Genomic DNA, 24,918 nt, shown 5'->3' with positions numbered 1-24,918 from the left:
GGTTCATTCCCCTGGCTTCGAAGTTCCGATGCTTTGGCCTTAACCGATTTTCGATTTTCCATTCCCGATTCCCGGCCTTTATGCCCCTCTACCACTACAAAGCCCTGAACGCGCGCGGTGAGCTGCTCGATGGCCAGATGGAGGCCGCGAGCGGCACCGAAGTCGTGCAGCGCCTGCAGGAGCAGGGGCATCTGCCGGTCGAGGCCAAGTTGGCCTCGGAAGCGGGGGCGTCTTCGTCGTGGAAGGCCTTGTTCAAGCCCAAGCCCTTCACCGGGGCGCGGCTGGTGCAGTTCACCCAACAGTTGTCGACCTTGCTCGGCGCCGGTCAGCCGCTGGACCGCGCGCTGACCATCCTGCTCGACCTGCCCGAGGACGACACCGCCAAGAGCACGGTCGCCGACATTCGCGACGCGGTGCGCGGCGGCACCTCGCTGTCGGTCGCGCTGGAGCGTCAGCACGGCACCTTCTCGCGCCTGTACATCAACATGGTCCGGGCCGGCGAGGCCGGCGGCAATCTGCACGAAACCCTGTCGCGGCTCGACGACTACCTCGAACGCAGCCGCGTGCTGCAGGGCCGCGTCATCAATGCGCTGATCTATCCGGCGATCCTGATGGTCATGGTCGGCCTCAGTTTGATGTTCCTGCTCGGTTACGTGGTGCCGCAGTTCGGCGCGATGTACGAAAGCCTCGACGCCGAGCTGCCGATGTTCACCCAGGTGGTGCTGTGGCTCGGCCTGTTCGTGCGCGACTGGTGGATCGTGTTGATCGCGATTCCCGCGCTCGGCTTCCTCTGGTTCGATCGCAAGCGCCGCGACCCGGCGTTCCGCGAGGCGCTCGATGCCTGGCTGCTCAAGCGTAAGTTCGTCGGCCCGCTGATCGCCAAGATCGAGACCGCGCGCCTGGCGCGCACCCTCGGCACGTTGGTGCGCAACGGCGTGCCGCTGATGACCGCGATCGGCATCGGCCGCAACGTGCTCAACAACCGCATCCTCGCCGCCGACGTCGATGCCGCCGGCGAAGACGTCAAGAACGGCGTCGCCCTGTCGACCGCGCTCGGCAAGGGCAAGCGTTTCCCGCGCCTGGCCCTGCAGATGATCCAGGTCGGCGAGGAGTCCGGCGCGCTCGACGCGATGCTGATGAAGACCGCCGAGACCTTCGAGCAGGACACCGGCATGGCCCTGGACCGCATGCTCGCCGCCTTGGTTCCGGTGGTGACCGTGGTCCTGGCCGGCGTCGTCGCCACGGTCGTGATGGCGGTGCTGCTGCCGCTGTACGACCTGACCAATGCGATCGGTTGAGCATGGCGATGTCCGCGCTTGCCTGTCCTCGCCCCGGGGCGCCCGTTCACGCCGTGCGCTTGAACGCCGGCTGTACCGGGGCCGGATTCGCGCGAACTTCGCCGATCGGCGCGGAACAGAATCCTATGCAGTCTGCGGATGCGAGCGGCCGGCTTCGACCCCGTTGCCCCGCCTCGTCCGTTGAAGCACAACGTCTGTCCAGAACCCACCACTATGGATGATCACTGAGATGCGCAATCCCCGTTCGATTACCCGTTCCCCGTCTCCGGCCGGCCAGCGCGGTATGAGCCTGATCGAGATCATCATCGTGATCGTGCTGATCGGCGCAGTTCTCGCCTTCGTCGGCAACCGCGTGCTGGGCGGCAAGGACCGCGGCGACTACAACCTCGCCAAGGGCCAGGTGCAGACCCTCGCCGGCAAGATCGACTCGTTCCAGATGGACACCGGCCGCCTGCCGGGTTCGCTCGAGGAACTGGTCAAGCAGCCGGCCGACGCCAACGGTTGGTTGGGGCCGTACGCCAAGGAAACCGAGTTGAAGGACCCTTGGGGTCATGCCATCGAGTACCGCCAGCCCGGCGAAAGCGGTCCCTACGACCTGGTCAGCTTCGGCAAGGACGGCAAGGCCGGCGGCAGCAGCGTCGACGGCGACATCAAGAACAACTGAGTAAGCGCCTGCGATGAAACGCCTGCGGCACAGGCCCTCCGCCGGAGGGCGGGGGGACCGGGCCGGGGCGAACGCCGTCCGGTGCGCTCCTGCGTGCGTCGTGCGCGCGAGCCGCGCAGGCGGCGCGCCGCGGCCGGCCGCGGTGCGCGGCATGTCGCTGCTGGAAATGCTGTTGGTGATCGCCCTGATCGCGGCGATCGGCGTGTTGACCGTCGGCATGATGAGCGGTGGCATGAGCGGCATGCAGCTGCGCTCGGCGTCCAAGGAAATCGCCTCGCAACTGCGCTATACGCGCAGCCAGGCGATCTCGACCGGACGTTCGCAGAAGTTCACCATCGATCCGGCCGCGCGCACCTGGACCGCGCCGAACGGGCGCAATGGGGATATTCCCAAGGCGGTTGGAGTGACCTTCACCGGCGCGCGCGAAGTGCAGCCGCGCCGCGGCGAGGGCGCAATCGTGTTCTTCGCCGACGGCGCGTCTACCGGCGGGCGGATCAAGCTCAACGTCAAGCAGGCGGCGTGGAACGTCGATGTCGCCTGGCTGACCGGCGAGGTCAAGCTCAAGCGCGGCGAGGCGCCGCGATGAGCGCGCGCGCGCGGTCCGCCGCCTCGGCCGGCGCTTTGCGCCGTCTCGGCGCGCTGCGTCGCGCGCCGTCGTCGCGTCAACGCGGCTATACCTTGCTGGAAGTGATCGTCGCCTTCGCCCTGTTGGCGATGGCGCTGACTCTGTTGCTCGGCACCTTGTCCGGCGCGACGCGGCAAGTGCGCTGGTCCAGCGACGCCGGCCGCGCCGCCTTGTATGCGCAATCGCTGATGGACCAGGTCGGGGTCGGGCAGCCGCTCAAGCCCGGCCAACGCAGCGGCGAGTTCGAGAACGGCCGCTATCGCTGGACCCTCGGCGTGGCGCAGTGGCGCGATCCCATGCCGGCGTCCTCGCAGCCGATCGATCCGAATGCGATGCGCTTGTTCGAGGTCCAACTCGCGGTGGAGTGGGGCGAGGGCGGCGGCGGTCGGCGCCTGCTGCTGCGCACCCTGCGCAGCGCGGCCGCCTCCAACGAGGTGCAGTTCTGATGGCGCGCGCGGCGAGCCCGGTGCGGAACCTGCCGGCGCGCCGCGGTGCGCGCGGTTTCACCCTGATCGAAGTGCTGCTGGCGATGGTCTTGCTGGTCGCCGGCCTGACCCTGGCCTTCGCGACCTTGTCGGCGGCGACCAAGACCGCCGCGCGCGGCGAGGCCCTTGCCCACCGCAGCGAACGCGAACGCGCGGTCGAGGGTTTCCTGCGCAAGCGCATCGCCGCCACCAGGCCGATTCCGTTCGCGTTCGATCAGAGCACCGCGGTGCCGCAGCGCTTCGTCGGCGAACCCGACCGTCTGCGTTTCGTCGCCGACCTGCCCGATTACCTGGGCCAGGGCGGGCCGTACCTGCACGACTTCGTGATCGAAGGTGATGGCGATCAGGCCCGCATCCTGTTGTCCTTGTCGATGGTGCTGGCCGGCGAAACCATCAAGGAGGCACGCGAGCGTCCGCCCGAGCTATTGGTCGAAGGCTTGAAGTCGGCGCGCTTCCGTTACCGTTCAATGGACCCGCAACGCGGCGAACTCGGGGAGTGGCAGGAGCGCTGGCAGACGCCGGAGCAACTGCCCTTGTTCGTCGAAGTCACACTCACCGACCGCGACGGCCGTGCCTGGCCGCCGCTGGTGGTGGCCCTGCCGCTGGCCAGTGCGACGGCCGGCGGCTTCGTGCCGGAGCTGTGATGAGGACGGTGCGAGCCACGAGGACGACGGCAGACGGCATCGCGCGGCGCGCGGCGCAGCGGCCGGTCTGCGTTGGAAAACGTCGCGATGCGACAACCGCGTCCCGGCGATCGCGTGGTGCGGCGCTGCTTTTGGTGCTGTGGGTGATTGCTCTGCTGACTGCGCTGATTGGCGCATTCGCGTTGTCGGCACGCACCGAGAACCTGCAAGGGCGGGTGCTGGTGCGCGGCCTGGTCGCGCAGAACGCCGCCCGGGCCGGGCTCGAATACGCGATGACGCGGGTGGCGATGACCGACACCAAGCTGCAGTGGCAGCCCGATGGGCGCCCGAACCCGTGGCGCTTCGGCGAGGCCAAGCTCGAGATCAAGATCGTCGACGAGAACGGCAAGGTCGACCTCAATCAGGGCGATTTCGCCTTGTTGACCGCGTTGATCCAGGGCGTGGGCGGGATGGAGCAGAGCGAGGCCGCTCGCCTGGCCGCGGCCATCCTCGACTGGCGCGATGCCGACACCTTGACCCAACCCGCAGGCGGCGCCGAAGACGCCGACTATGCGTCCGCCGGCCGCCCTTACGGCGCCAAGGATGCCGAATTCGAAAGCGTTGCGGAGTTGGAACAAGTGCTGGGCATGACGCCGGCCTTGTATGCCAAGATCGAGCCGCTGGTCACGGTTTACAGCGGTCGCACGCGCCCGGAGCCGGCGTTCGCAGCGAAGGAAGTATTGGATGCTATGGGAATGAACGGCGCCCAGCTCGTAGAGCAACGGCGCAGAACGCCGCCCGGGTCACAGTTGACGGGTGCGCAAGTCGGCGGCGAACTCGCTGGTCTCGTCGGCGAACGCAGCGGCACCTATAGTATCGACAGCCATGCACGGCTAGCGGATGGCCGTGAATCGGTATTGCGAGTGGTTGTGCGTGCAGGGGGGAGTTCCGTTCCAGGAATGGCCTATACACCGCTGCGTTGGGAGGAGGGAGCTTCGTCACGATGAACTCGCAGGTTGCCGAAAGCCGGTTGGGGGAAAACCGGTTCAGACGTTTAAGCGCGCGCTTCGCACCCGGAGCGGGCGGCTTCTTCTCGTGGTGGGGACGCACCCTGGCCTCGTGGTTGCCGTTGCGCATGCGCCAGGCCTTGGGCGTGGATCGCGGCCGTTTACTGTTGCAGGTCGACGGCGACAGCGTGCACCTGCGTCTGCAGCAGGCCAACGAGGTGCGCGACCTGGCCGTGCTGCCGAGCCTGGCCGATTTGAATGCGCCGGCCGGGGCCATCGCCGCCGATCCGCTGGCGCCGTTGCTGCCGCCGCGTGTCGGCGAATTGCCGCGCTGGCTGCTGTTGCCGCCGGCCGCGAGCCTGCGTCGGCGCCTGACCTTGCCGGCCGCCGCGGCCGACCGCCTGCGCGACGTGGTCGGTTTCGAGATCGACCGCCAGACCCCTTTCACCGCCGACGCCGTCGCCTACGACGCGCGCGTGCTGGCCCGCCGCGACGGCGACGGCCAGCTCGACGCCGAATTGGTGGCGGTGCCGCGCCAGTCGCTGGACCCGCAGCTCGTAGCGATCGGGCCGCTGGCCTCGACCCTGTCCGGGATCGAGGTCGCCGGCGCCGACGGCGTGCCGCTCGGGGTCAACCTGCTGGCGCCGTCGCAGCGCCGTACCCGCAGCGACCCCTTCCGTTACTGGAACCTGGCCCTGGCCGCGGTCGCGCTGTTCGCGCTTGCCGCCGCGATGTGGCAGGTGCTCGAAAACCGCCGCGAGGCCACCCAGACCTTGCAGCAGACCATCGCCAAGAACGCCAGCGCCGCGCGTCAGGCAGCGACCCAGCGCCAGTTGCTGGTCGACTTGATCGACGGCCAGGCCTTCCTCGACCGCACCCGCGCCGCGCGCCCGAGCACGGTCGAGGTGATCGACGAGCTCAGTCGCCGTCTGCCCGATTCGACCTATCTGGAGAAGCTCGCGATCGAGGACGAAAGCCTGCTGATGATCGGCCTGAGCCGCGAGGCCTCGTCGCTGATCGGCAAGTTGCAGGGCACCAAGCTGTGGCGCTCGCCGGCCCTGACCGGCGCGGTCCAGCCCGACCCCGCGACCAGCCGCGACCGTTTCACCCTGACCGCCGAGATCGGCCCGCCCAAGCAGCAGACCCCGGAGGCCGCGCGTGAGCAGTAACTGGCGTACCTGGGCCGCCGACCGCGAGCGCTGGCTCGCACTGGGCCTGCTGTTGGCCGCGCTCGCGATCGCCTATGCGGTGTTGGTCCACCCGTGGTGGACGGTGCCGATGATGGAAGCCGGCGAACAGATCGATAATCTGCAAGAGCGCGAACTGCGCCAGCGCATGGAGCTCAAGCAGGCCCCGCAGATCCGCCTGCGCCTGGAGGAAGTGCGCAAGCAGCAGGCCAGCCGTCCCGGCTTCCTGCCCGAGGCCACCGCCGAACTCGCCACCGCCGGCCTGGTCCAGCGTCTGGAGACCGTGGTGCTGGAGGCCAGCCCCGGCAACCGCAGCTGCGGCATCGTCAATCGCTCGCCCTTGGCCGAACCGCGGCGCGACCGATACGCGCGCGTGGTGGTGCAGGTGCGCTTGCGCTGCGGCGCGCCCGAAACCGCGGCGGTGCTGCATTCGCTCGAAAGCGGCTCGCCGCGCTTGTTCGTCGGCAACCTCAACCTGCTGTCGACGCGCGGCTACTTCGTGCCTGGAACGGCCGGTCCGGCCAACGACGGCGGTCTCGACGTCAGCTTCGATCTGTACGGTTACCTGCGCCCGAGCCCGGCGCCGGCCGCCGCATCCAATGCCAACGCACCGGCGGTGACTTCCAATGCGCCTTGACGACGCCAGCCCGCGCACCTGGCTACTGGCCACCGCCGCCGGGTGGGCGCTGTTGACCTGGGTGCTGGCGCTCGCCGGCATGGGCCGCAGCGTCGATCCGCTCGATGAAGACCCGAGCCTGGTCAAGGCCCTGCCGCAGGTGCGCAAGAGCGCGACCGACGCACTCGGCCCTCTGAGCAAGTACGGCGAAATCGCCGCGCGCCCCTTGTTCGTCGACGACCGCCGGCCCAAGCCCTTCTTCATGCAGGGCAAGGGCGAGGGCGAGAACCAGGCGGCCGCGTTCGACTACCTGCTGACCAGCGTGCTGATCACCCCGCAGTTGTCGATGGCCTTCCTGCAGCCGGCCGACGGCAGCGAGTCGGTGCGGGTCAAGCTGGGCGAGGTGCCCGAGTCGCACCCGGCCTGGCGCCTGACTTCGCTGGAGCCGCGCCGGGCCGTGTTCGAAGGGCCGGAAGGCCGCCGCGAACTCGACCTGCGCGTATTCAACGGCCAGGGCGGCGAACCGCCGACCGCGATCGTCCCGCCGCAGCCCGGCAGCGCGCCGCAACCGGGCGTGCGTCCGGTGCCGCCTCCGCCGATGCCGGTGCCTTCGCCGCAACCGCAATCGCAGACGAACCGGGCTTCCACGGTTTCGCAGGTGCCGCCTGCGCCGCCGCCGCCGGTGCAGAACAAGCCCAACGAAGCCGGACAGACCGACAACAACGCATCCGCGCCGCTCACCGAGCAGGCGCAGATGGAAGCCATCCGCAAGCGGATCGAAGCGCGTCGCGCGCAACTGCGGCAGCAACAAGCCGCTCAACCACCGGCCAACACGCCGTAGAGTGAACGCATGAAGCTACGTCCCCAGCAATACGCCTCTCACGCACTGGTTGCGGCGATCATCGCCTCGCAGCTGGCCTCGTGCGCCAGTGTGATGTCGCCGCGGCTGCATCGCGATGGCGATCCGGCCTCTCTCAAGGGACCTCAGGGCGAGGATGCCCGCGCCCGGTTGGTCCGCGACGGCGTCGTCCAGCAGCCGCTGGAGGGGCAGGCCGACGAGGAAGGTCCGAAGGCGCAGATCCGCCGCGGCACCGGCCAAGTCATCAACCGCAGCGCCGCCGCGGCGCCGCCGCCGGGCCTGGGCGCGACCAACGGCACCGCCACCTTCAACTTCGAAGGCGAGTCGGTGCATGCGGTGGCCAAGGCTATCCTCGGCGACATGCTCGGCCAGAACTATGTGATCGCGCCGGGCGTGCAGGGCACCGTGACCCTGGGCACGCCCAAGCCGGTCAGCGCCGCGGAGGCGCTGAACCTGCTCGAGATGGTGCTGAGCTGGAACAATGCGCGCCTGGTCTACACCGGCGGCCGCTACAACATCGTCCCGTCCGACCAGGCCCTGCCCGGCAACGTCGCGCCGCGCACCGGCTCGGCCACGGCCGCGCGCGGCTTCGAAGTGCGCACGGTGCCGCTGAAGTTCATCTCGGCCACCGAGATGGAAAAGATCCTCAAGCCGTATGCGCGCCCGAACGCGATCGTCACCGTCGACAACTCGCGCAACGTGATCAGCGTCGGCGGCACCCGCGCCGAGCTCGAAAACTACCTGCGCACGATCGAAGTGTTCGACGTCGACTGGCTGTCGGGCATGTCGGTCGGCGTGTTCCCGCTGCAGTCGGGCAAGGCCACCAAGGTCGTCGCCGACCTGGAAAAAGTGTTCGGCGAACAGAGCAAGTCGCCGGTCTCGGGCATGTTCCGCTTCATGCCGCTGGAGGGCGCGAACGCGGTCATGGTGATCACCCCGCAGGCCGATTACCTCGACGACATCAAGGACTGGCTCGACCGCATCGACAGCGCCGGCGACAACGTCCAGTTGTTCACCCTGGAACTGAAATACATCAAAGCCAAGGACCTCGCCGACCGCCTTGCCGAAGTGTACGGCTCCAACCGCAGCGGCAACGGCGGCGGCGACAACGGCCCGCCTTCGCTGATGCCCGGCCTGGAATCGGTCGAGCTGCGCGACAGCGACAACGGCTCCAGCGCCGACATCGGCAAGAGCGGCAGTGACTCGGGCTCCAGCGGCGGCGGCCTCGGCAGCGGCGCATCGCTGGGCTCGCGCCAGTCCGGCAACGGCTCGGTCACCCTCGAGGTCGACGGCGCCAAGGTCGGCGTATCGGCGGTCGAGGAAACCAATTCGATCCTGGTGCGCAGCAGCCCGCAGGCCTGGAAATCGATCCGCGACGTCATCCAGAAGCTCGACGTGATGCCGATGCAGGTGCACATCGAGGCCCAGGTGGCCGAGGTCGAACTCGGCGGCGCGCTCGAATACGGTGTGCAGTGGTTCCTCGACCGCGCCACCATCGACAACGGCTTCGGCGACCTCAACCGCAGCACCAATCCGGCGGTGCCGCCGAAGTGGAGCACGGTTGCGGCGAGCATCGGCGGCGTCAGCGGCAACGGCCTGTCGTGGTCGCTGATCAAGAACAACGCCGCGGCCATCCTCAAGGCCCTGGACTCGGTCACCGACGTGCATATGCTGCAGACGCCGTCGCTGTTGGTGCGCAACAACGCCGAGGGTTCGCTCAACGTCGGCACCAAGATCCCGATCGAATCGGTCTCGGTCAATGCCGGCACCGGCAACAACAACACCGTCAGCCAGGTGCAGTACCTGGACACCGGCGTGATCCTCAAGGTGCGCCCGCGGGTGAGCCGCGACGGCATGGTGTTCATGGACATCGTCCAGGAAGTCAGCTCGGTCGGTCCACGGCTTAACAACAACAGCCCCAACGTCACCGTCAACACCCGCAAGCTCAAGACCGAGGCAGCGGTGCAGAGCGGCGAGACGGTCATGCTGGCCGGCTTGATCAACGACGAAACCCGGCGCAGCTCGGGCGGGCTGCCGGGTCTGAGCCGCATTCCGATAATCGGCGCGGTGTTCGGCTCGCAGAAGTCGGCGACCACGCGTCGCGAAACCATCATCCTGTTGACCCCGACCCTGGTGCGCAACCCGCAGGAGTCGCGCGACCTGACCGACGAATACAGCCGCCGCTTCCGCGCCATGGAGCCTTTGCAGCCCAAGAAGAAGTAAGCCTCGCGCTGCGCAGTGTTTGCATGGGGTCGGCTTGCCGGCCTCATTGCTTTACAGGCCATCGTCGGCTTGCCGGCCCCATTGCTTTGCGGGCCGTCGCCAGCTCGCCGGCCCCATCGCTTTACAGGCCGTCGCCGGCTGCCGGCTCCGGTGTTCTGCAGGCTAGCGCCGCGACCACGCCGTCGTGACCCGGCTTCGGGTCGAATGCATCACACTATGTCCGCCGTCCACGGCCGCCCCGACCAACGCTCCCTGGCCATGCCGGCTGTGGGACCATGCGGCTTCGTGATAGAACCCCGCCATGACTGAATTGCCCATCGTCGTAGTGCCGGTCGGTGCCGACGACGACGCACTCGATGCCTGCCTCGCCGCGCTGGAGCTGTGCACGCCGCCGGGTGCGCGGGTGTGGCTGGCCGACGACGCCCGCGCCGGGCCGCGCGGCTACGCCATCGTCGAGCGCTGGCTCAAGCGCACCGCGCTCAAGGCCGACTACAGCCGCCGTCAGCGCAGCCTGGGCGAGGTCGCGCACCTGGACGAAGTGCTGAGCGTGTGCGGCGACGCCGACGTGGCCGTGCTCGCGCCGGACGCGGTGCCTGCGCCGGGCTGGCTGTCGCGCCTGAGCGCCTGCCTGGCCGCCGACGGCGCCATCGCCTCGGCCACGCCCTGGTGCAACGCCGGCGAAGCCGCGGCCTGGCCGCGGATCGGCGAAATCGCCCCCATGCCGGATGCCGAGGACGCCGAACGCCTGTCGCGGGCCTTGCAGCAGATGCCAGCCCTGCATCCGGAACTGCCGGCCGCGATCGGCCATACCGTGCTGTTGCGCGGCAGCGCCCGCCGCCGCGCCGGCGGCCTCGACGCGGCGAGCTACGGCTCTTGGTATGCGGCCCTGACCGATCTGTCCCTGCGCCTGTCCGGACTGGGCTGGCGCAACGTGTTGTGCGATACCGCCTATGTCGCGCGCGGCGGCGAAGGCCGGCCCAGCGACGGCGACATGGACGCGCTGGCCGCGCGCTGGCCGGACTGGCATGCGCGTCTGGCGAATTTCCTCATGGACGACCCTCTGCGCGAGCTGCGCCAACAACTCGCCGAACGCCTCGAGCGCGTCGGCCCACCGGAACCGCAACGTGATCTCTTTCTCTGACCCCGGCCAGGCGCGCACCGACGCCGGCGAGCGCGCGCCGGCTGTCAACGAGCCTGCTCTCAAGGCGATCGTGGTCACCTACCGCAGCGCGGCGACGATCGACGAATGCCTGAGCCGGCTGCGCAACAGTCTCGGCGTCCGGGCGATCCGCGTCGTCGACAACCAGTCCGACGACGGCACTCTCGACATCGTCCAGCGCCACGCCTCCGCCGACCCGCGCCTGCGCTTCATCGCCAACCCGGACAACCCAGGCTTCTCGGTCGGTTGCAACCAGGGCGCGGCCGACCTGGAGCCGTCGGCGGACGAGGACGACTGGCTGGTATTCGTCAACCCCGACTGCATGGTCGAGCGCGACACCCTGCTGCAACTGCACGCCCTGGCGGCGCCGCTCGGCGAGGCCCTGGTCAGCGCCGACCTGATCAACGAACAGGGCGAGCGCGATGTCGCCGTGCGCCGCCGCGACCCCGATTTCGGCGCGATGCTGGCCGGCCTGCTGCGTCCGTCGGCGGCGCCGAAGATGGCGGTCGCGCCCGACGATGCGCAGCCGTTGCAGTTGGTCGAGGCGACCTCGGGCGCGCTGATGCTGATGCCCAGGCGCCTGTTCGCGCGCATCGGCGGCTTCGACGAAGGCTATCGCCTGCACGCCGAAGACCTCGACCTGTGCCGGCGCGTGCGCGAAGCCGGTGCGATCGTGGCGGTGGCCAATCGCGTCCGCGTCGTGCACGTGCGCGGCGTGTCGAGCCGTTCGCGGCCGTTCTTCGTCGAGTGGCACAAGCATCGCGGCCTGTGGCGCTATTTCCGCAAGTTCGAGGCCTCGCGCCGCAGCGCACTGGTGCGCGCCGGCGTGTTCGCGGCGATCTGGGGGCGCTTTCCGATTGCGGCCTTGCGGGCGTGGTGGCGTTGAGCTGCGGCGCTGTACCTCGCCGTCGTCCACGTTCTGCTTAGCTCCTCTTCAGCACACGCGCGAGGGATGGCGCGACGGCTCTTGAGGCTGCATGTGCCAGGCGAATTCCGTCGCGTGCGCCCTCATCCGCGCGCCGCGCACCTTCTCCCGCAGGCGGGAGGAGGGCAAGGCGAAGCCACAGATCGTGTTCTAGCCCCTCTCCCGCTTGCGGGGTGAGGGGGCGCGTCTGCGAGCCACTGGCTCGCACGGCTCCGAACGCCCGAGCGCTATGCGTCCGGGCCGGGACGGAAGCGCAGTCTGCACGGCCTGCGATGCAACCGTGTCCTCATCCGCGCTGCACACCTTCGACAAGCAGGAGAAGGGAAGGCTGTACCCTCACAACTCCATCAAATCGCGTCCGATCACCAAGCGCCCGGCGAAATACGGCGCGACCGCTGCGCGCCAGACTTCGTCGGTGAGCGATGCATCGCCGCCCGGCACGAAATGGCTCAATACCAGGGTGTTCACGCCGGCTTCGGTTGCGAGGCGGCCGACCTGTTCGGTGGTGGTGTGGCTGTCGAGCAGATGCTGGCGCAGGCGCCCGGCCTGGGCTTCGCTGGCGATCAGGCGTTCCAGCGCGGGCAGGTACATGACCTCGTGCACCAGCATGTCGGCGCCGCGCGCCAGCTCGACCAGGGCCGGCGACGGCCGGGTGTCGCCGGAGAAGACGATCGAGCGGTCCGGGCAGTCGAAGCGGTAGGCGAAGGCCGGCGCCATCGGCGGGTGATCGACCAGGGCCGCGGTCACTTTGACCCGCTCGTCGCGCATCACTACGCCGCCGCGGCGCAGTTCGTGCGGACGAATCAGCGGCGCCAGCGGCGGGCGGCCTTCGTCGGCGATGCGGGTGCGGATGTCCTCGGCGTTGAGCTGCAGGAAGCGCCGGGTCATGCGCACGAGCGGCGGCGGGCCCCAGGTGCCGACCGGCCGGCGCAGGTCGGCGGCCCAGGCCAGCAACAATAGATTGCCGTAGTCGGCGTTGTGGTCGGAATGGTGATGGGTGAGGAAGACCTCGCGGATCGCGCCGAGCGCCAACCCGGCCAGGGCCATCTGGCGGGCGACGCCGTTGCCGCAGTCGACGATGTAGACCGCGTCGTCGACGACCACCGCCTGTGCTGGCGCCGCGCGAAGCGCCTTCGGGGTGGGGCCACCGGCGGTGCCGAGCAGGATCAGGCGCGAGCGTGCGGTCGTGTCCACGGGCGCGGCCAATGCGGCGCGCTGCTTCGGCGCGGCGAGCGCGGAGCGCCAGTTCGGCGCAGCGAGTGCGGAGTGCCAGCTCGGCGCAGCGAGTGCGCCGAGACCCAAGGCGCCGGCGGCGGCAAGAAAGCGTCTGCGGGAGAGGGTGTCGATGGCGGCCATGGCGTCAGCCTAATGCCTGCGGCCCGGGCTCGATCACATCGGCCGGGACGTATCTGGAGCGGCGCTCGCTAGCGGCCTGTGCCGCCAGTCGGAAAATGCAGCGCCGCGCCGCTGCGGGCTTGAACCCGGCCGTATAGTCGGTCGGGCGACCACAGGGGGTCGGTCAGTCGACAGGGAGTCGGTGATGTCTATCTTCAGCAGGTGGTTCGGTACTAAGCCAGACGGTTCGGAAAATGCGGCACCGATGGACCTGGTGACCTTCGCCGAGCGCTACGCCGCGGCGGTGCGCGCGGCCTGGCCCGAGGCCCGGGTCGAGATCGGGCACGGCGCGGCGACCGCCGATACCCGGGTCGACTGGAGCCTGCCGGACGGCTTCAAGGCCACCCATTTCCTCGGCAACAGTTATCTGCGTTATCTCGGCGCGCCGCAGGAGCTCGAAGCGATCTTCGCCGAGCAACTGGCCGGCGCGCGCGCGATCCAACGCGATTTCGTCAGCGGCCCCGAGGCCGCGAATGCGGTGATCCTGCCGGTGCTGAAGACGCGCGGCTGGCACGAGACCGCGCTGCAGCAGGCGCGGTCGTTCGGCAGCGAATCGATGCTGCCCTTCATCGTCGAGCCCTTGGCCGGCGATCTGGTCCTGACCTATGTCGAGGACACGCCGGATTCGATGAGTTTCCTGTCGCCGTCCGAGGCCGAGCGCCGCGGTTTCGACCGCGAGACCTTGTACACCCAGGCGCTCGACAACCTGACCCGTTTCCTGCCCGAACTCGACGTGCAGGGCGGCGGCGGGCGTTATGTCGCCCGGCTCGACCGCAACTACGACGCCAGCATGGTGCTGCTGTTCGACCGCTGGCGCGACCGCATCGAGATCAAGGGCGATCCGGTGTTCGCGATCGCCGCGCGCGACGAGCTGATGCTGTGCGGCAGCGAGGACGACGACAGCGTCGCCTCGTTGCGCGACATCGCCGACGAGATCGCGCTGTCGTCGAGCTACAACCTGTCGCGCGCCTTGTTCATCCACCGCGACGGCGGCCTGCAAGTGTTCGCCAGCTAAGCTCGGTGGCGTAGACGCAGGTTCGGCGCCGGCTCAGCGGTAGCGGTTGATTTCGTCGCGCAGGGATTTCGCCGCCGCAGCCGAGGCGGCGGCATAGTCGTCGCCGTTGGAGGCGTAGAGGATCGCGCGCGAGCTGCTGACCATCAGGCCGGTGCCGTCTGCGGTCTTGGCATTGCTCACCACCGCCTCGACGTCGCCGCCTTGCGCGCCGACGCCGGGTACCAGGAACGGCACCTCGCCGACGATCGCGCGTACTTCGCGCAGCTGCGACGGCCAGGTCGCGCCGACCACGAGCGCGCAATTGCCGTGGCCGTTCCATTCGCGTGCGACCTTCTCGGCGACGTGCTGGTAGAGCGGGCGGCCGGCGACTTCGAGGTCCTGCAGGTCGCCGGCGCCGGGATTGGAGGTGCGGCACAGCACGACCACGCCGCGGTCGGCGCGGTCGAGGAAGGGCTGGACCGAATCGCGGCCGAGATAGGGGTTGGCGGTGACCGCATCGGCGCCGTAGCGGTCGAAGGCTTCGGTGACGTAGTGCTGGGCGGTGCTGCCGATGTCGCCGCGCTTGCTGTCGAGGATCACCGGGATGCCGGGATGGTTCGCGTGCGCGTAGGCGATCAGGCGGGCGAGCGCGTCTTCGGCGCGCAGTGCGGCGAAATGCGCGATCTGCGGCTTGAATGCGCAGGCGTATTCGGCGGTGGCGTCGATGATGTCGCGGTTGAAGGCGAACACCGCATCGGCGTCGCCGGCGAAACGCGCCGGAAACTTCGCCGGCTCGGGATCGAGGCCGACGCAGACGAGAGTGCCGGCCTGTTGCCAGCGTTGACGCAATGCCTGCATGAAGCTCATCGATGCGATTCCTCGTGGTGATGCCGTGCTTGGGTTGGTTGCAAACCCGGCTGTTTCGTTTCTATGTCTGTGCCGGGATTAGCGTCCCGACGCCGCTGTACGCTTATCGATTCCCGATTCCCGATTCCCGATTCCCGGCCCTCAAGTCACGATGATCGGCGCGCCGTGGGTGACCACGACGGTGTGTTCGAACTGCGCGGCATAACCGCGGCGGCAACGCATCGCCCAGCCGTCGTCGCTTTCGTCGACCTGGGTGCAATGGGTGGCCAGGAAGGGTTCGATCGTGATCACCATGCCGTCGTGCAGCCGGCGGGTATCGCGCGGGTCGTAGTAGCCGGGAATGCTGCCGGGCGCCTCGTGCAGCGAACGGCCCACGCCGTGGCTGCCGAGGTTGCGGATTACCCGGAAACCGCGCCGTGCGGCGATGCCTTCGACGGTGCGGCCGATGCTGTTGATCAGGTTGCCGGCGCGCAACTGCGCGATCGCCGCGTCGCGGGCCTCGCGCGTGGCATCGAGCAGGCGCTGTTGCGCTTCGCTGGCGGTACCGACCACGAAGCTGCCGCCGGTATCGGCGAAGTAGCCGTCGAGCTCGGCCGAAACGTCGATGTTGACCAGGTCGCCGTCGCGCAGCACGGTGTCGTCGGGAATGCCGTGGGCGGCGACCGCGTTGATGCTGATGCAGGTCGCGCCGGGGAAATCGTAGGTCAGTGCCGGCGCCGAGCGCGCGCCGGCCGCGCGCATCATCTGCGCGCCGATCGCATCGAGGTCGCGCGACACCGCGCCGGCCACCGCGGCTTCGCGCATGGTCGCCAGAATGCCCGACACCAGCGCGCCCGCGCGGCGCAGCCCTTCGAGTTCGTAAGCTTGTTCGACGGTCATGATGCGCTCCTCGGTCGGTGGGGGAGGCAGGGCGGCGGCGATCGGTCGGTGCGCATCGTTCGTATCGGGCCTCGGCCTCAGGCCAGCGCGCGGACCAGCATCGCCATCGCCGCGCTGGCGACGGTGGTGATCGAGGCGATGATCGCACTGTCCTTGAGGCTGGTGTGCAAAGCCAGCATGAAGGCGGCGACGAACGAGCCCGACAACATGACGAGGATCGCGATCGCAGCGAGACCTTCGAACTGGGTGATGCCGGTGGACAGGCCGAAACTGAGCAGGCCGAAGATCGCCAGCAGCGGCAGCGCTGCGGCCCAGATCACCGCCTTGGCCGCCTCGCTCCAACCTGTTTCCAGGCCGACGGCCTTATCGGCCGCGACCCGCACCACCGCGGTGGTGACCAGGAACCAAGCCGCGAATTTCATCGCCGCCTCGGGCGCGAAGGCGAGAAAGGCGATGAAGCACAGCAGTGGAAGCAGGACGGCAGGCATGTGCGGACCGGTGGGCGTAGTGGCGATGGCGGGTCTGGCCCGGGTTCGCATCGGGCGATAGGTGGGCAAGGCCCGGTCGTCGCGGCGAGAGCGCGAACCCGCGTCCCGTCGTTCCGGCGAATGCCGGCGCCGATCTCGATCTGCGCTGCGCGGGTTTTGCCGCGCAGGCTCGGGACGGGCGAAAACGACGGACGCCCCGTCGTCGGGATCGATGCGGCCAAGCCGCCCGCGCGCTGAGCGCGGGCGGCCCGGAGCCTTACTTCAGCGCCTTGAAGCGCAGGCGGTGCGGACGTGCGCCTTCTTCGCCGAGGCGACGCTTCTTGTCGTCCTCGTATTCGCGGTAGTTGCCCTGGAAGAACTCCACGTGCGAATCGCCTTCGAAGGCGAGGATGTGGGTGGCGATGCGGTCGAGGAACCAGCGGTCATGCGAGATGACCACCGCGCAACCCGGGAACTCCAGCAAGGCGTCTTCGAGCGCGCGCAGGGTTTCGACGTCGAGGTCGTTGGACGGTTCGTCGAGCAGCAGCACGTTGCCGCCCTGCAGCAGGGTCTTGGCCAGGTGCAGACGGCCGCGTTCGCCGCCCGACAGCGAGCCGACCATCTTCTGCTGGTCCTGGCCCTTGAAGTTGAAGCGGCCGATGTAGGCGCGCGACTGGATCTCGACGCCGTTGATGTTGAGGATGTCGGCGCCGCCGGAGACTTCCTGGAAGACGTTGTGGTTGCCTTCGAGCTTGTCGCGGCTCTGGTCGACGTAGGCGATCTTGGTGCTCGGGCCCTTGACGATCTCGCCGGTGTCCGGGGTTTCCTGGCCGGTGATCATCTTGAACAGGGTCGACTTGCCGGCGCCGTTGGGGCCGATGATGCCGACGATCGCGCCCGGCGGAATGATGAAGCTCAAGTCGTCGATGAGCAGGCGGTCGCCGAACGACTTGGAGACGTTCTTGAACTCGATCACCGAATTGCCGAGACGCTCGCCCGGCGGGATGAAGATTTCGTTGGTCTCGTTGCGGCGCTGGTACTCGACCGAGTTGAGTTCCTCGAAGCGGGCCAGACGGGCCTTGCCCTTGCTGCGGCCGCCCTTGGCGTTGCTGCGCACCCACTCGAGTTCCTTGGCCAGCGCCTTCTGGCGCGCCTTCTCGGTGTTTTCTTCCTGCTTCAGGCGCTCGGACTTCTGCTCCAGCCACGCGGTGTAGTTGCCCTTCCACGGAATGCCGCGGCCGCGGTCGAGTTCGAGAATCCACTCGGCGGCGTTTTCGAGGAAGTAGCGATCGTGGGTCACCGCCACCACGGTGCCGGTGTAGCGCGCCAGGAACTGCTCCAGCCATTCGACCGATTCGGCGTCGAGGTGGTTGGTCGGTTCGTCGAGCAGCAGCATGTCGGGCTTTTGCAGCAGCAGCTGGCACAGCGCGACGCGGCGCTTCTCGCCGCCCGACAGCTTGCCGATGATCGCGTCCCACGGCGGCAGGCGCAGCGCGTCGGCGGCGACTTCCAACTGATGCTCGAGCGTGTGCGCGTCGCCCGAGGCGAGGATCGCTTCCAGGCGCTGCTGCTCGGCGGCGAGCTTGTCGAAGTCGGCGCCTTCTTCGGCGTAGGCCTCGTAGATCTTGTCGAGCGCGGCCTGCGCGCTGAGCACGTCGCCGACGCCCACTTCGACCGCTTCGCGCACGGTCTGGGTCGGATCGAGCTGCGGTTCCTGGGCCAGGTAACCGACCTTGATGCCGGTGGCCGGGCGCGCTTCGCCGCTGAAATCGGTATCGACGCCGGCCATGATCTTCAGCACCGTCGACTTGCCCGCGCCGTTGAGGCCGAGCAGACCGATCTTGGCGCCGGGGAAGAACGACAGCGAGATGTCCTTGATGATCTGACGCTTCGGCGGCACGGTCTTGCTGACGCCGTTCATGGTGTAGATGTATTGCATGCGGGCTCCGAAGCATGGACGCGCCGAGCCGGGCCGAGGGATGGCCTGGGGCGGGGCGGGAAACCGCGATTATCCCGCAGGCGCTGGCTGCGTTCCAGCGCGAGGGCCGGCGGGATAGGGCGGGTGTAGCGGGACGGGGAGCCGCCGAGAGCCCGCAGACGAGGCCCGGAAAGGGCCGCTGGGGCTGTACGGCGGCCGGATCGGCGCCTCAGGCGGCCGGCGCCTCGTTGCGGACAGGGCTGGAGAGATCAAAAGCCTTGCCGTGCCTGGGTTCAGCTTCGCCGACGGGGTTACAGCCAGACGATCAGCGCGATGACGCCGGCGACCAGGGCGTACTTGAGCGCGTAATACGTGCCCTTGCTGCGCGCCCGCAAGGCCTTGGTCTTCAGGCGCAGGGCATAGAAATACTTGAACAGGCGGTTGATGCCGCCGGTCTTGTCGCCTTCCATGTTCGGCGATGCGCCCGCGGCGATCAGGTTCTTGGCGATGAACCGGTTCAGGCCGCGCGCCCAGCCCCAGCGCATCGGCCGCTCGATGTCGCAGAACAGGATGATGCGGTTCTGCTCGGAACCGTTCTGGGCCCAGTGGATATAGGTCTCGTCGAACATGGTCCATTCGCCGTCGCGCCAGCTGTAGCGGGTGCCGTCGACGTCGATGAAGCAGGCGTCGTCGTTGGGCGTGTCCAGGCCCAGGTGCAGGCGCAGCGAGCCGGCATAGGGGTCGCGGTGCGGGCGCAGCTCGCCGCCGGGCGGCAGCTCGGTGAACATCGCCGCCTTGACCCCGGGGATCTGCCGCAGCAGCTCGGTGGTGACCGGGCACAGCTCGGCCGCCGAGGGGTGGGCGTCGTCGTACCACTTCAGGTAAAAGCGCTTCCAGCCGCGGCGGAAGAACGAGTTGAAGCCGACGTCGTTGTAGCCGTCGGCGGCCTTGATCTGCTGGATCGCGCGCAGATGCAGGGCTTCGGCGCGGATGTCGCGCCAGCGCGCGCGCAGCGGTTCGAGCTCGGGGAAATGCTGGTCCGGGCTCAGGAAAGCGGTGGTCGGCACGCGCGAGCAGGCGTACATCAGCACGTTGACCGGCGCCATGAAGGTCGAGTGGTCGAGCAATTGGCGGCCAAGACGGTGGCGTACGCGGCCGCGCAGGTGCACGTACACCGCGCTGGCGAGGAACAGGAAAACGAAGACCCATTTCACGATCGGGACATCCAGAAGCAAGGCAGGGGAGGCGGCGGAGCGCGCAGGCTGTATTGTCCGTCGGCGCCGGGGCCGGCGGCAGCCCCGCTTTGGCGGTTGGCCGCCATACGCCCCTAGGCTAACATTTCAAGTCTTACGTCAAGCCCGCCCGCGGATCCACACGGCCCGGCCTGATGCGAGGTTCCCCCTCCCTCCCGTCCGTACTCTCCCCTCCCGAGGCCGCGTAATGTTCCCGAGCCACACCCGTATTGCCGGATTTGACGATGAACTCGCCCAGGCCATCGCCGCCGAGGTCCGTCGCCAGGAAGACCACGTCGAGCTGATCGCCTCGGAAAACTACGCCAGCCCGCGCGTCCTCGAAGCCCAGGGCAGTGTCCTGACCAACAAGTACGCCGAGGGCTATCCGGGCAAGCGCTATTACGGCGGTTGCGAATTCGTCGACATCGCCGAGCAGTTGGCGATCGACCGCGTCAAGGAACTGTTCGGCGCCGACTACGCCAACGTCCAGCCGCATTCGGGCTCGCAGGCCAATCAGGCGGTGTATTTCGCCCTGCTCAACCCGGGCGACACCATCCTCGGCATGAGCCTGGCCCACGGCGGCCACCTCACCCACGGCGCCAAGGTCAATGCCAGCGGCAAGCTGTTCAACGCCGTGCAGTACGGCGTCAACGACCAGGGCCTGATCGATTACGACGAAGTCGAGCGCCTGGCGGTCGAGCACAAGCCGAAGATGGTCGTGGCCGGCTTCAGCGCCTATTCGCAGGTCGTCGACTGGGCGCGTTTCCGCGCCATCGCCGACAAGATCGGCGCCATCCTGTTCGTCGACATGGCCCACGTCGCCGGCCTGATCGCCGCGGGCGTCTACCCGAGCCCGGTGCCGCACGCCCACGTCGTCACCTCGACCACCCACAAGACCCTGCGCGGCCCGCGCGGCGGCATCATCGTTGCGAAGGACCCGTCCGAGGACCTGGTCAAGAAGCTGCAGAGCATCGTCTTCCCGGGCATCCAGGGCGGTCCGCTGATGCACGTGATCGCGGCCAAGGCGGTCGCCTTCAAGGAAGCGCTGGAGCCGGAATTCAAGGAATACCAGGCGCAGGTGGTCAAGAACGCCCAGGCCATGGCCAAGACCATCACCGCGCGCGGCTACAAGATCGTCTCCGGCGGCACCCAGAACCACCTGATGCTGGTCGACATGATCGGCAAGGGCATCACCGGCAAGGACGCGGAAGCCGCGCTCGGCCTGGCCCACATCACGGTCAACAAGAACGCCGTGCCGAACGACCCGCAGAAGCCCTTCGTGACCTCGGGCCTGCGCATCGGCACCCCGGCGGTCACCACCCGCGGCTACAAGGAAGCCGATTGCGTCGCCCTGGCCGAATGGATCTGCGACGTGCTCGATAACCCGAAGGACGAAAAGGTCATTGCCGGGGTACGCGAGAACGTGACCAAGCAGTGCGCCCAGTTCCCGGTGTACGGTTGAAAGCGAGTAACGAGTGATGAAGAGTGAGGAACGAGTAAGAACAACTGCCTCGTGGCTTGTTCTTATCGCAGGTTCAGAGGACAGTGGTCAAACCTTCGGCTTTTCCACTCGTTTCTCACTCCTTTCAACTCATTCCTAGCCCATGCATTGCCCCTTCTGCCAGCACCAGGACACCCGCGTCATCGATTCGCGGGTGTCCGACGACGGCGCGACGATCCGCCGCCGTCGCGTCTGCGAGGCTTGCGGGGAGCGTTTCAGCACGATCGAGACGATCGAACTCAAGCTGCCGGTCATCATCAAGGGCGACGGCCGCCGCGAGGCCTTCGACGCGCGCAAGCTGCGCGCCGGTTTCGACCGCGCCCTGCAGAAGCGGCCGGTCTCGGAAGAACAGATCGAATCGGCGGTACGAGCGGTAGTCCACCAACTGCGCATGACCGCCGAGCGCGAACTCGCTTCGCGCCGGGTCGGCGAGTTCGTCATGGCCGAGCTGCGCAAGCTCGATCACGTCGGCTACGTGCGTTTCGCCTCGGTGTATCGCTCGTTCGAGGACGTCGCCGATTTCCGCGAAGAGCTCGACCGGCTCGAACGCGACATACCGGGCGAGGGGCAACTGCCCTTGCTCGGCGAGGACGAGCCGCGTCCGGACAAGAAGAGGCGCTGAGCGCATCGGCCGACGCGGGCCATTGTTACGCGGCGAAGGGAGTTCGCGCATGTTGAAGGCATACCGATCCGCACTGCCGATGCTCGCCTTGTCGATGCTGGCCTTGCTGCCATGCTGGGCTTTGGCGACCGATCCGATCGAGGAGCGGCAGCGCGCGGCGCTGGCCGGCCACTATTACCTGGAAGGCGCCGACGACGCCGGTTCGGAGCTGGTGCTCGAGCCCGACGGACGTTTCCAATGGAGCCTCAGCTACGGCTTGATGGTCGAGTCGGCCAGCGGCCAGTGGAACGTCGGCGGCAACGGCATCGTGCTGAGCGTGCAAGCGCCCGTGCGCGAGCAGACGGTGTTCTCGCTCGACCAGGTCGTGGCCTGGACGCCGGACGCGCAAAAGCGCCTGGACGAGTTCGCGGTAGAACGGCAAGACGCTTTGATCGAGGAAGCCTGCGGTTACTTGAAGACCTACCGGTCCGGTTCGGAATATGCCGAGTTGCTTGCGGCCAGCTTGCCCGAGGCCGATCCGGCCGATCGCGCGGGCCGCAGCGCCGCCGAAGCCTCGCTGGCGCCGGCGCTGGCGGCGCTCGAACAATCGCGGCTGGCGCTGGAAGCGACGGCTGCGCAGACGAAGCCGAAAGCCTGGCAAGCGCCGCCGCCGAGCAATGCGGCCTCGGCTGCAGCGGCTGCGGCGGGCGCTGAAGAAGACGGCGCAGAACAAGACGGTGCGCTTGAAGACGGCACGCTCGAAGACAGTCAGGTCGCGGCGGATATCGCGGTGCGCACCTATCTGCAGCGGCTCGAGCAAGTCGGCGCACTGCACGCGGCCGCGGGCCGCGCCATGCCGAAGCAGCCCGCTCCGCGATTCGACCGCGAACGCTGCCTCGACCCGGCGGCCAAGGCCGATGGGCGCGGCGGCTATGCGCTCGTGATCGGCGACCCGCAGCGCGGCTACCGGGCCCAGGGGATCGGCGTCGAGTTCGTGTATTCCGACGGCCGCAGCGAGCGCACCGAAACCAGCCCGGGCGGTTGGGCCCTGGCGGTGCGGCGTCCCGGCGTGCGACTCGTCCAGGCGATCCTGCAACCCGCCGACCGTCCGCGCGAAACCCTGGCGCTGGACGAAAGCAAAGGCCGCATTTTCGCGATACGCCTGGACACCGCCGCGGCGATGCCCGCCTCGTTCGAACAACTCATCCTGACCCAGGACGGCGGCGATCTGATCGCACCCCGAATACCCGGCCGTTATGTGCGGCATTGAGTGTCTGCAGGAGGATGCGATGAACGATGGGACCGCCACGCGAGATGGCATCAGGGCCGCGGTCGTGCAGACCGGCGCCGATCGATCCACGCGACGCCGAAGCCCTGCGGGTTACGCCAATGCGCTCGCCGTGATCGCGTGCTTCGCGCTTCCGGCGAGCTCCGCCGTCGCCGCTTGCGAACCGGCCGACGCGGCGCTGGCGGGGGCTTATGCCGGTATCGAAGCGAAGACGGCGCCGCGCCTGCAGTTGAACCGGGACGGCAGCTTCCGCATGCGCGAGGTGCCGATGCCCGGCATGGACGTGGCCGGCTGCTGGCAACGCAGCGAGCAAACCGTCGTGCTGGTGGAGCGCGCGCCCGACAGCGAGAACGGACTCCGGCGCAAGCTGCCGCCGCCGTTGACCGAAGCCGATCTGAACGAGGTGCGAGGCGACGGCATCGGCACCCTGCAGCAGGCCGTCGACGCGGGTCTGCTGCCGCCGGGGGCTTGGTGGGCGCATCGGCCGCGTAGGCCCGGCGAAACGCTGCGGCTGAAGGTTTACGAGCCGCGCTATGGTCTGGCGGTGGGCGATGCCAAGGCCATGCTGCGATTGGCCGATGGCCGAGTGGTCGAGCAAAGCGCAGTGCAGGGCGCCGATGGCGAGTTCGAGTTCGACGCCTTGCCCGCCGACGCCGCGGTGAAGGCGATCGGCGTACGCTTCCCCGAGCAGCCCGATACGCCACGCTGGCTGACGGTGGACGACCCGACCAAGCTGCTGTACCTGATCGAGTTCGACGCGCAGGCCACCGGCGCGGCCGAAGGCGGCGTGATGACGCTGACCGTGCAGGCCGACCGCAGTCTGATCTCCGATTTCCCCGACGCCACCCACTTCAAGCGCGCACCATGACCCCAGCATTCACCGCCATCGATCACCTCCACATGGCCCGCGCGTTGCGTCTGGCCGAGAAAGGCGCCTACACCACCAAGCCCAATCCCATGGTCGGTTGCGTGATCGCGCATGGCGACGAGGTGGTCGGCGAAGGCTGGCACGAGCGCGCCGGCGAGCCGCATGCGGAAGTGCATGCGCTGCGCGCGGCGGGCGAGCGTGCCCGCGGCGCGACCGCCTACGTGACCTTGGAACCCTGCGCCCACACCGGACGCACCGGGCCGTGCAGCGAGGCCTTGATCGGCGCCGGTGTCGCCCGCGTGGTCGCGGCGATGCGCGACCCGTTCCCGCAGGTCGACGGCGCCGGTTTCGCGAAACTGCAGGCGGCCGGCATCGAAGTCGCAAGCGGTTTGATGGAAGCGCAGGCGCGAGCGCTCAATCGCGGCTTCCTGTCGCGCATCGAGCGCGGCCGGCCGTGGTTGCGGGTCAAGCTGGCGACCAGCCTGGATGGGCGCAGCGCGCTCGCCAGCGGCGAATCCAAGTGGATCAGCGGCGAGGCCTCGCGCCTGGACGTGCAGCATTGGCGTGCGCGCGCCGGTGCGATCGTGACCGGCGCCGGTACCGTGCTCGCCGACGATCCCTCGCTGACCGTGCGCCTCGGCGACGACACCGCCTTCGTCGCGCCCTTGCGGGTGGTGCTCGATCCGGGCCTGGCCACGGTCGCGCGCGGCCGTGTGCGCGAAGGCGATGCGCCGACCCTGTACCTGCATGCGCCCGACGCCAAGCCGCCGCGCGGCTTCGCCGCCCAGCATGCGGCGGTGCCGATGCGCGAGGGGCGGATCGACCTGGAAGCGGTGCTCAAGCTGCTCGCCGAGCGCGGCGTCAACGAGATCCAGCTCGAAGCCGGCGCGACCCTGGCCGGCGCCTTCCTCGCCGGCGGTTGGGTCGACGAGGTCCTGCTGTACGTCGCACCGGTCTTGCTCGGCGAGAGCGCACGGCCCTTGTTCGACGGGCTCGGCATCGAGGCGATGAAGGACAAACTGCGCCTCGACCTGGTCGACGTGCGCCGCATCGGCGAGGACACTCGCGTGCTGTTGCAGCCGCGGCAGGGGGGAGCTAGGAACCAGGAGTGAGTAGTGAGGAGTGAGCGCAAGCCCGGGGGCGTCCGTTTTACTCACTTCTGACTTTTCCCTCCTCACTTCCTGCTTCTCTTGGGTGATGCAAGCTCGACGGCGGAAGCCGGGACCGGGCGAAAAGC

General features: G+C 68.5%; 24 protein-coding genes. 18 read left to right on the top strand and 6 right to left on the bottom strand.

The genetic code is table 11. The annotated features are described in order from the left end of the window. Positions 1–80 precede the first annotated feature (80 nt). From xpsF to ACTJJK_RS08645, 12 genes are all read left to right on the top strand, one after another. The gene (gene xpsF, locus ACTJJK_RS08700) at positions 81–1,298 is read left to right on the top strand and encodes a type II secretion system protein XpsF (protein WP_031371554.1); all 1,218 of its coding nucleotides are present in this window, start codon (positions 81–83) and stop codon (positions 1,296–1,298) included. 229 nt (positions 1,299–1,527) lie between these two features. Then, positions 1,528–1,962 (top strand): type II secretion system major pseudopilin GspG, encoded by a 435-nt coding sequence (gene gspG, locus ACTJJK_RS08695; RefSeq protein ID WP_081930747.1) that lies wholly within the window; start codon positions 1,528–1,530, stop codon positions 1,960–1,962. A 151-nt stretch (positions 1,963–2,113) separates the two neighbouring features. Next, positions 2,114–2,548, top strand: coding sequence for a type II secretion system protein XpsH (gene xpsH, locus ACTJJK_RS08690; protein ID WP_051884774.1), 435 nt, complete (start codon positions 2,114–2,116; stop codon positions 2,546–2,548). Next, positions 2,545–3,033, top strand: coding sequence for a type II secretion system protein XpsI (gene xpsI, locus ACTJJK_RS08685; protein WP_223619708.1), 489 nt, complete (start codon positions 2,545–2,547; stop codon positions 3,031–3,033). The genes xpsH and xpsI overlap by 4 nt, the downstream gene beginning before the upstream one ends. Further along, positions 3,033–3,716: a prepilin-type N-terminal cleavage/methylation domain-containing protein gene (locus tag ACTJJK_RS08680; RefSeq protein ID WP_051884749.1), complete on the top strand. Its 684-nt coding sequence runs from the start codon at positions 3,033–3,035 to the stop codon at positions 3,714–3,716. Before xpsI ends, ACTJJK_RS08680 begins: the two co-directional genes overlap by 1 nt. Continuing rightward, positions 3,716–4,702, top strand: a complete 987-nt coding sequence (locus ACTJJK_RS08675) for a general secretion pathway protein GspK (protein ID WP_440729987.1) — start codon at positions 3,716–3,718, stop codon at positions 4,700–4,702. Before ACTJJK_RS08680 ends, ACTJJK_RS08675 begins: the two co-directional genes overlap by 1 nt. Continuing rightward, positions 4,699–5,871 carry a PilN domain-containing protein gene (locus tag ACTJJK_RS08670; protein ID WP_440729986.1) on the top strand — a complete coding sequence of 391 codons (1,173 nt, stop codon included), beginning with the start codon at positions 4,699–4,701 and terminating at the stop codon, positions 5,869–5,871. The genes ACTJJK_RS08675 and ACTJJK_RS08670 overlap by 4 nt, the downstream gene beginning before the upstream one ends. Next, a complete protein-coding gene (gspM, locus tag ACTJJK_RS08665; protein WP_223619711.1) occupies positions 5,861–6,526 on the top strand; it encodes a type II secretion system protein GspM in 666 nt (221 codons plus the stop codon). The genes ACTJJK_RS08670 and gspM overlap by 11 nt, the downstream gene beginning before the upstream one ends. Further along, the gene (locus ACTJJK_RS08660) at positions 6,516–7,346 is read left to right on the top strand and encodes a type II secretion system protein XpsN (RefSeq protein ID WP_440729985.1); all 831 of its coding nucleotides are present in this window, start codon (positions 6,516–6,518) and stop codon (positions 7,344–7,346) included. The genes gspM and ACTJJK_RS08660 overlap by 11 nt, the downstream gene beginning before the upstream one ends. Positions 7,347–7,355: 9 nt before the next feature. Next, positions 7,356–9,587, top strand: coding sequence for a type II secretion system secretin GspD (gene gspD / locus ACTJJK_RS08655; protein ID WP_440729984.1), 2,232 nt, complete (start codon positions 7,356–7,358; stop codon positions 9,585–9,587). A gap of 301 nt (positions 9,588–9,888) precedes the next feature. Continuing rightward, complete coding sequence (locus tag ACTJJK_RS08650; RefSeq protein WP_440729983.1) at positions 9,889–10,728, top strand: glycosyltransferase family 2 protein; 840 nt, start codon at positions 9,889–9,891, stop codon at positions 10,726–10,728. Continuing rightward, entirely contained in the window at positions 10,712–11,632 is a 921-nt protein-coding gene (locus tag ACTJJK_RS08645; RefSeq protein WP_440729982.1) for a glycosyltransferase, read from the top strand. Before ACTJJK_RS08650 ends, ACTJJK_RS08645 begins: the two co-directional genes overlap by 17 nt. A 375-nt stretch (positions 11,633–12,007) precedes the next feature. On the opposite strand, the gene ACTJJK_RS08640 is transcribed toward ACTJJK_RS08645, so the two are convergent. After that, the gene (locus tag ACTJJK_RS08640; RefSeq protein ID WP_440729981.1) at positions 12,008–13,027 is read right to left on the bottom strand and encodes an MBL fold metallo-hydrolase; all 1,020 of its coding nucleotides are present in this window, start codon (positions 13,025–13,027) and stop codon (positions 12,008–12,010) included. Positions 13,028–13,211: 184 nt separating this feature from the next. Between ACTJJK_RS08640 and ACTJJK_RS08635 the strand changes: the two genes are divergently transcribed. Beyond that, complete coding sequence (locus tag ACTJJK_RS08635; RefSeq protein WP_223619714.1) at positions 13,212–14,081, top strand: hypothetical protein; 870 nt, start codon at positions 13,212–13,214, stop codon at positions 14,079–14,081. Positions 14,082–14,114: 33 nt separating this feature from the next. Here the strand turns inward: ACTJJK_RS08635 and pyrF are convergent, their stop codons facing one another. From pyrF to lpxO, 5 genes are all read right to left on the bottom strand, one after another. Then, on the bottom strand, positions 14,115–14,927 hold the full coding sequence (pyrF, locus tag ACTJJK_RS08630; RefSeq protein ID WP_031371568.1) for an orotidine-5'-phosphate decarboxylase: 813 nt from the start codon (positions 14,925–14,927) through the stop codon (positions 14,115–14,117). Positions 14,928–15,068: 141 nt separating this feature from the next. Next, positions 15,069–15,806 (bottom strand): type I methionyl aminopeptidase, encoded by a 738-nt coding sequence (map, locus tag ACTJJK_RS08625; RefSeq protein ID WP_223619716.1) that lies wholly within the window; start codon positions 15,804–15,806, stop codon positions 15,069–15,071. A gap of 77 nt (positions 15,807–15,883) precedes the next feature. After that, positions 15,884–16,294 (bottom strand): hypothetical protein, encoded by a 411-nt coding sequence (locus ACTJJK_RS08620; RefSeq protein WP_031371570.1) that lies wholly within the window; start codon positions 16,292–16,294, stop codon positions 15,884–15,886. Positions 16,295–16,550: 256 nt separating this feature from the next. Next, the gene (gene ettA / locus ACTJJK_RS08615) at positions 16,551–18,212 is read right to left on the bottom strand and encodes an energy-dependent translational throttle protein EttA (protein ID WP_031371571.1); all 1,662 of its coding nucleotides are present in this window, start codon (positions 18,210–18,212) and stop codon (positions 16,551–16,553) included. Between the two features lie 290 nt (positions 18,213–18,502). Continuing rightward, positions 18,503–19,408, bottom strand: a complete 906-nt coding sequence (gene lpxO, locus ACTJJK_RS08610; protein ID WP_031371572.1) for a lipid A hydroxylase LpxO — start codon at positions 19,406–19,408, stop codon at positions 18,503–18,505. A gap of 223 nt (positions 19,409–19,631) precedes the next feature. Here lpxO and glyA point away from each other — a divergent pair, with 223 nt between their 5' ends. The 5 genes from glyA to ribD all read left to right on the top strand — a co-directional run bounded on the left by glyA (position 19,632) and on the right by ribD (position 24,793). Further along, positions 19,632–20,885, top strand: a complete 1,254-nt coding sequence (gene glyA / locus ACTJJK_RS08605) for a serine hydroxymethyltransferase (RefSeq protein ID WP_031371573.1) — start codon at positions 19,632–19,634, stop codon at positions 20,883–20,885. A 142-nt stretch (positions 20,886–21,027) separates the two neighbouring features. After that, positions 21,028–21,546 (top strand): transcriptional regulator NrdR, encoded by a 519-nt coding sequence (gene nrdR / locus ACTJJK_RS08600; RefSeq protein WP_031371574.1) that lies wholly within the window; start codon positions 21,028–21,030, stop codon positions 21,544–21,546. A 49-nt stretch (positions 21,547–21,595) separates the two neighbouring features. Further along, positions 21,596–22,795, top strand: a complete 1,200-nt coding sequence (locus ACTJJK_RS08595) for a hypothetical protein (protein ID WP_440729980.1) — start codon at positions 21,596–21,598, stop codon at positions 22,793–22,795. 19 nt (positions 22,796–22,814) lie between these two features. Continuing rightward, entirely contained in the window at positions 22,815–23,681 is an 867-nt protein-coding gene (locus tag ACTJJK_RS08590) for a hypothetical protein (RefSeq protein WP_440729979.1), read from the top strand. Further along, entirely contained in the window at positions 23,678–24,793 is a 1,116-nt protein-coding gene (gene ribD, locus ACTJJK_RS08585; RefSeq protein WP_440729978.1) for a bifunctional diaminohydroxyphosphoribosylaminopyrimidine deaminase/5-amino-6-(5-phosphoribosylamino)uracil reductase RibD, read from the top strand. Before ACTJJK_RS08590 ends, ribD begins: the two co-directional genes overlap by 4 nt. Positions 24,794–24,918 lie beyond the last annotated feature (125 nt).

The organism is Lysobacter sp. 22409, from assembly GCF_052045105.1.
GTDB classification, from domain to species: Bacteria; Pseudomonadota; Gammaproteobacteria; order Xanthomonadales; family Xanthomonadaceae; genus Lysobacter; species Lysobacter antibioticus_B.
This window is presented reverse-complemented; position numbering and strand designations above follow the sequence as displayed.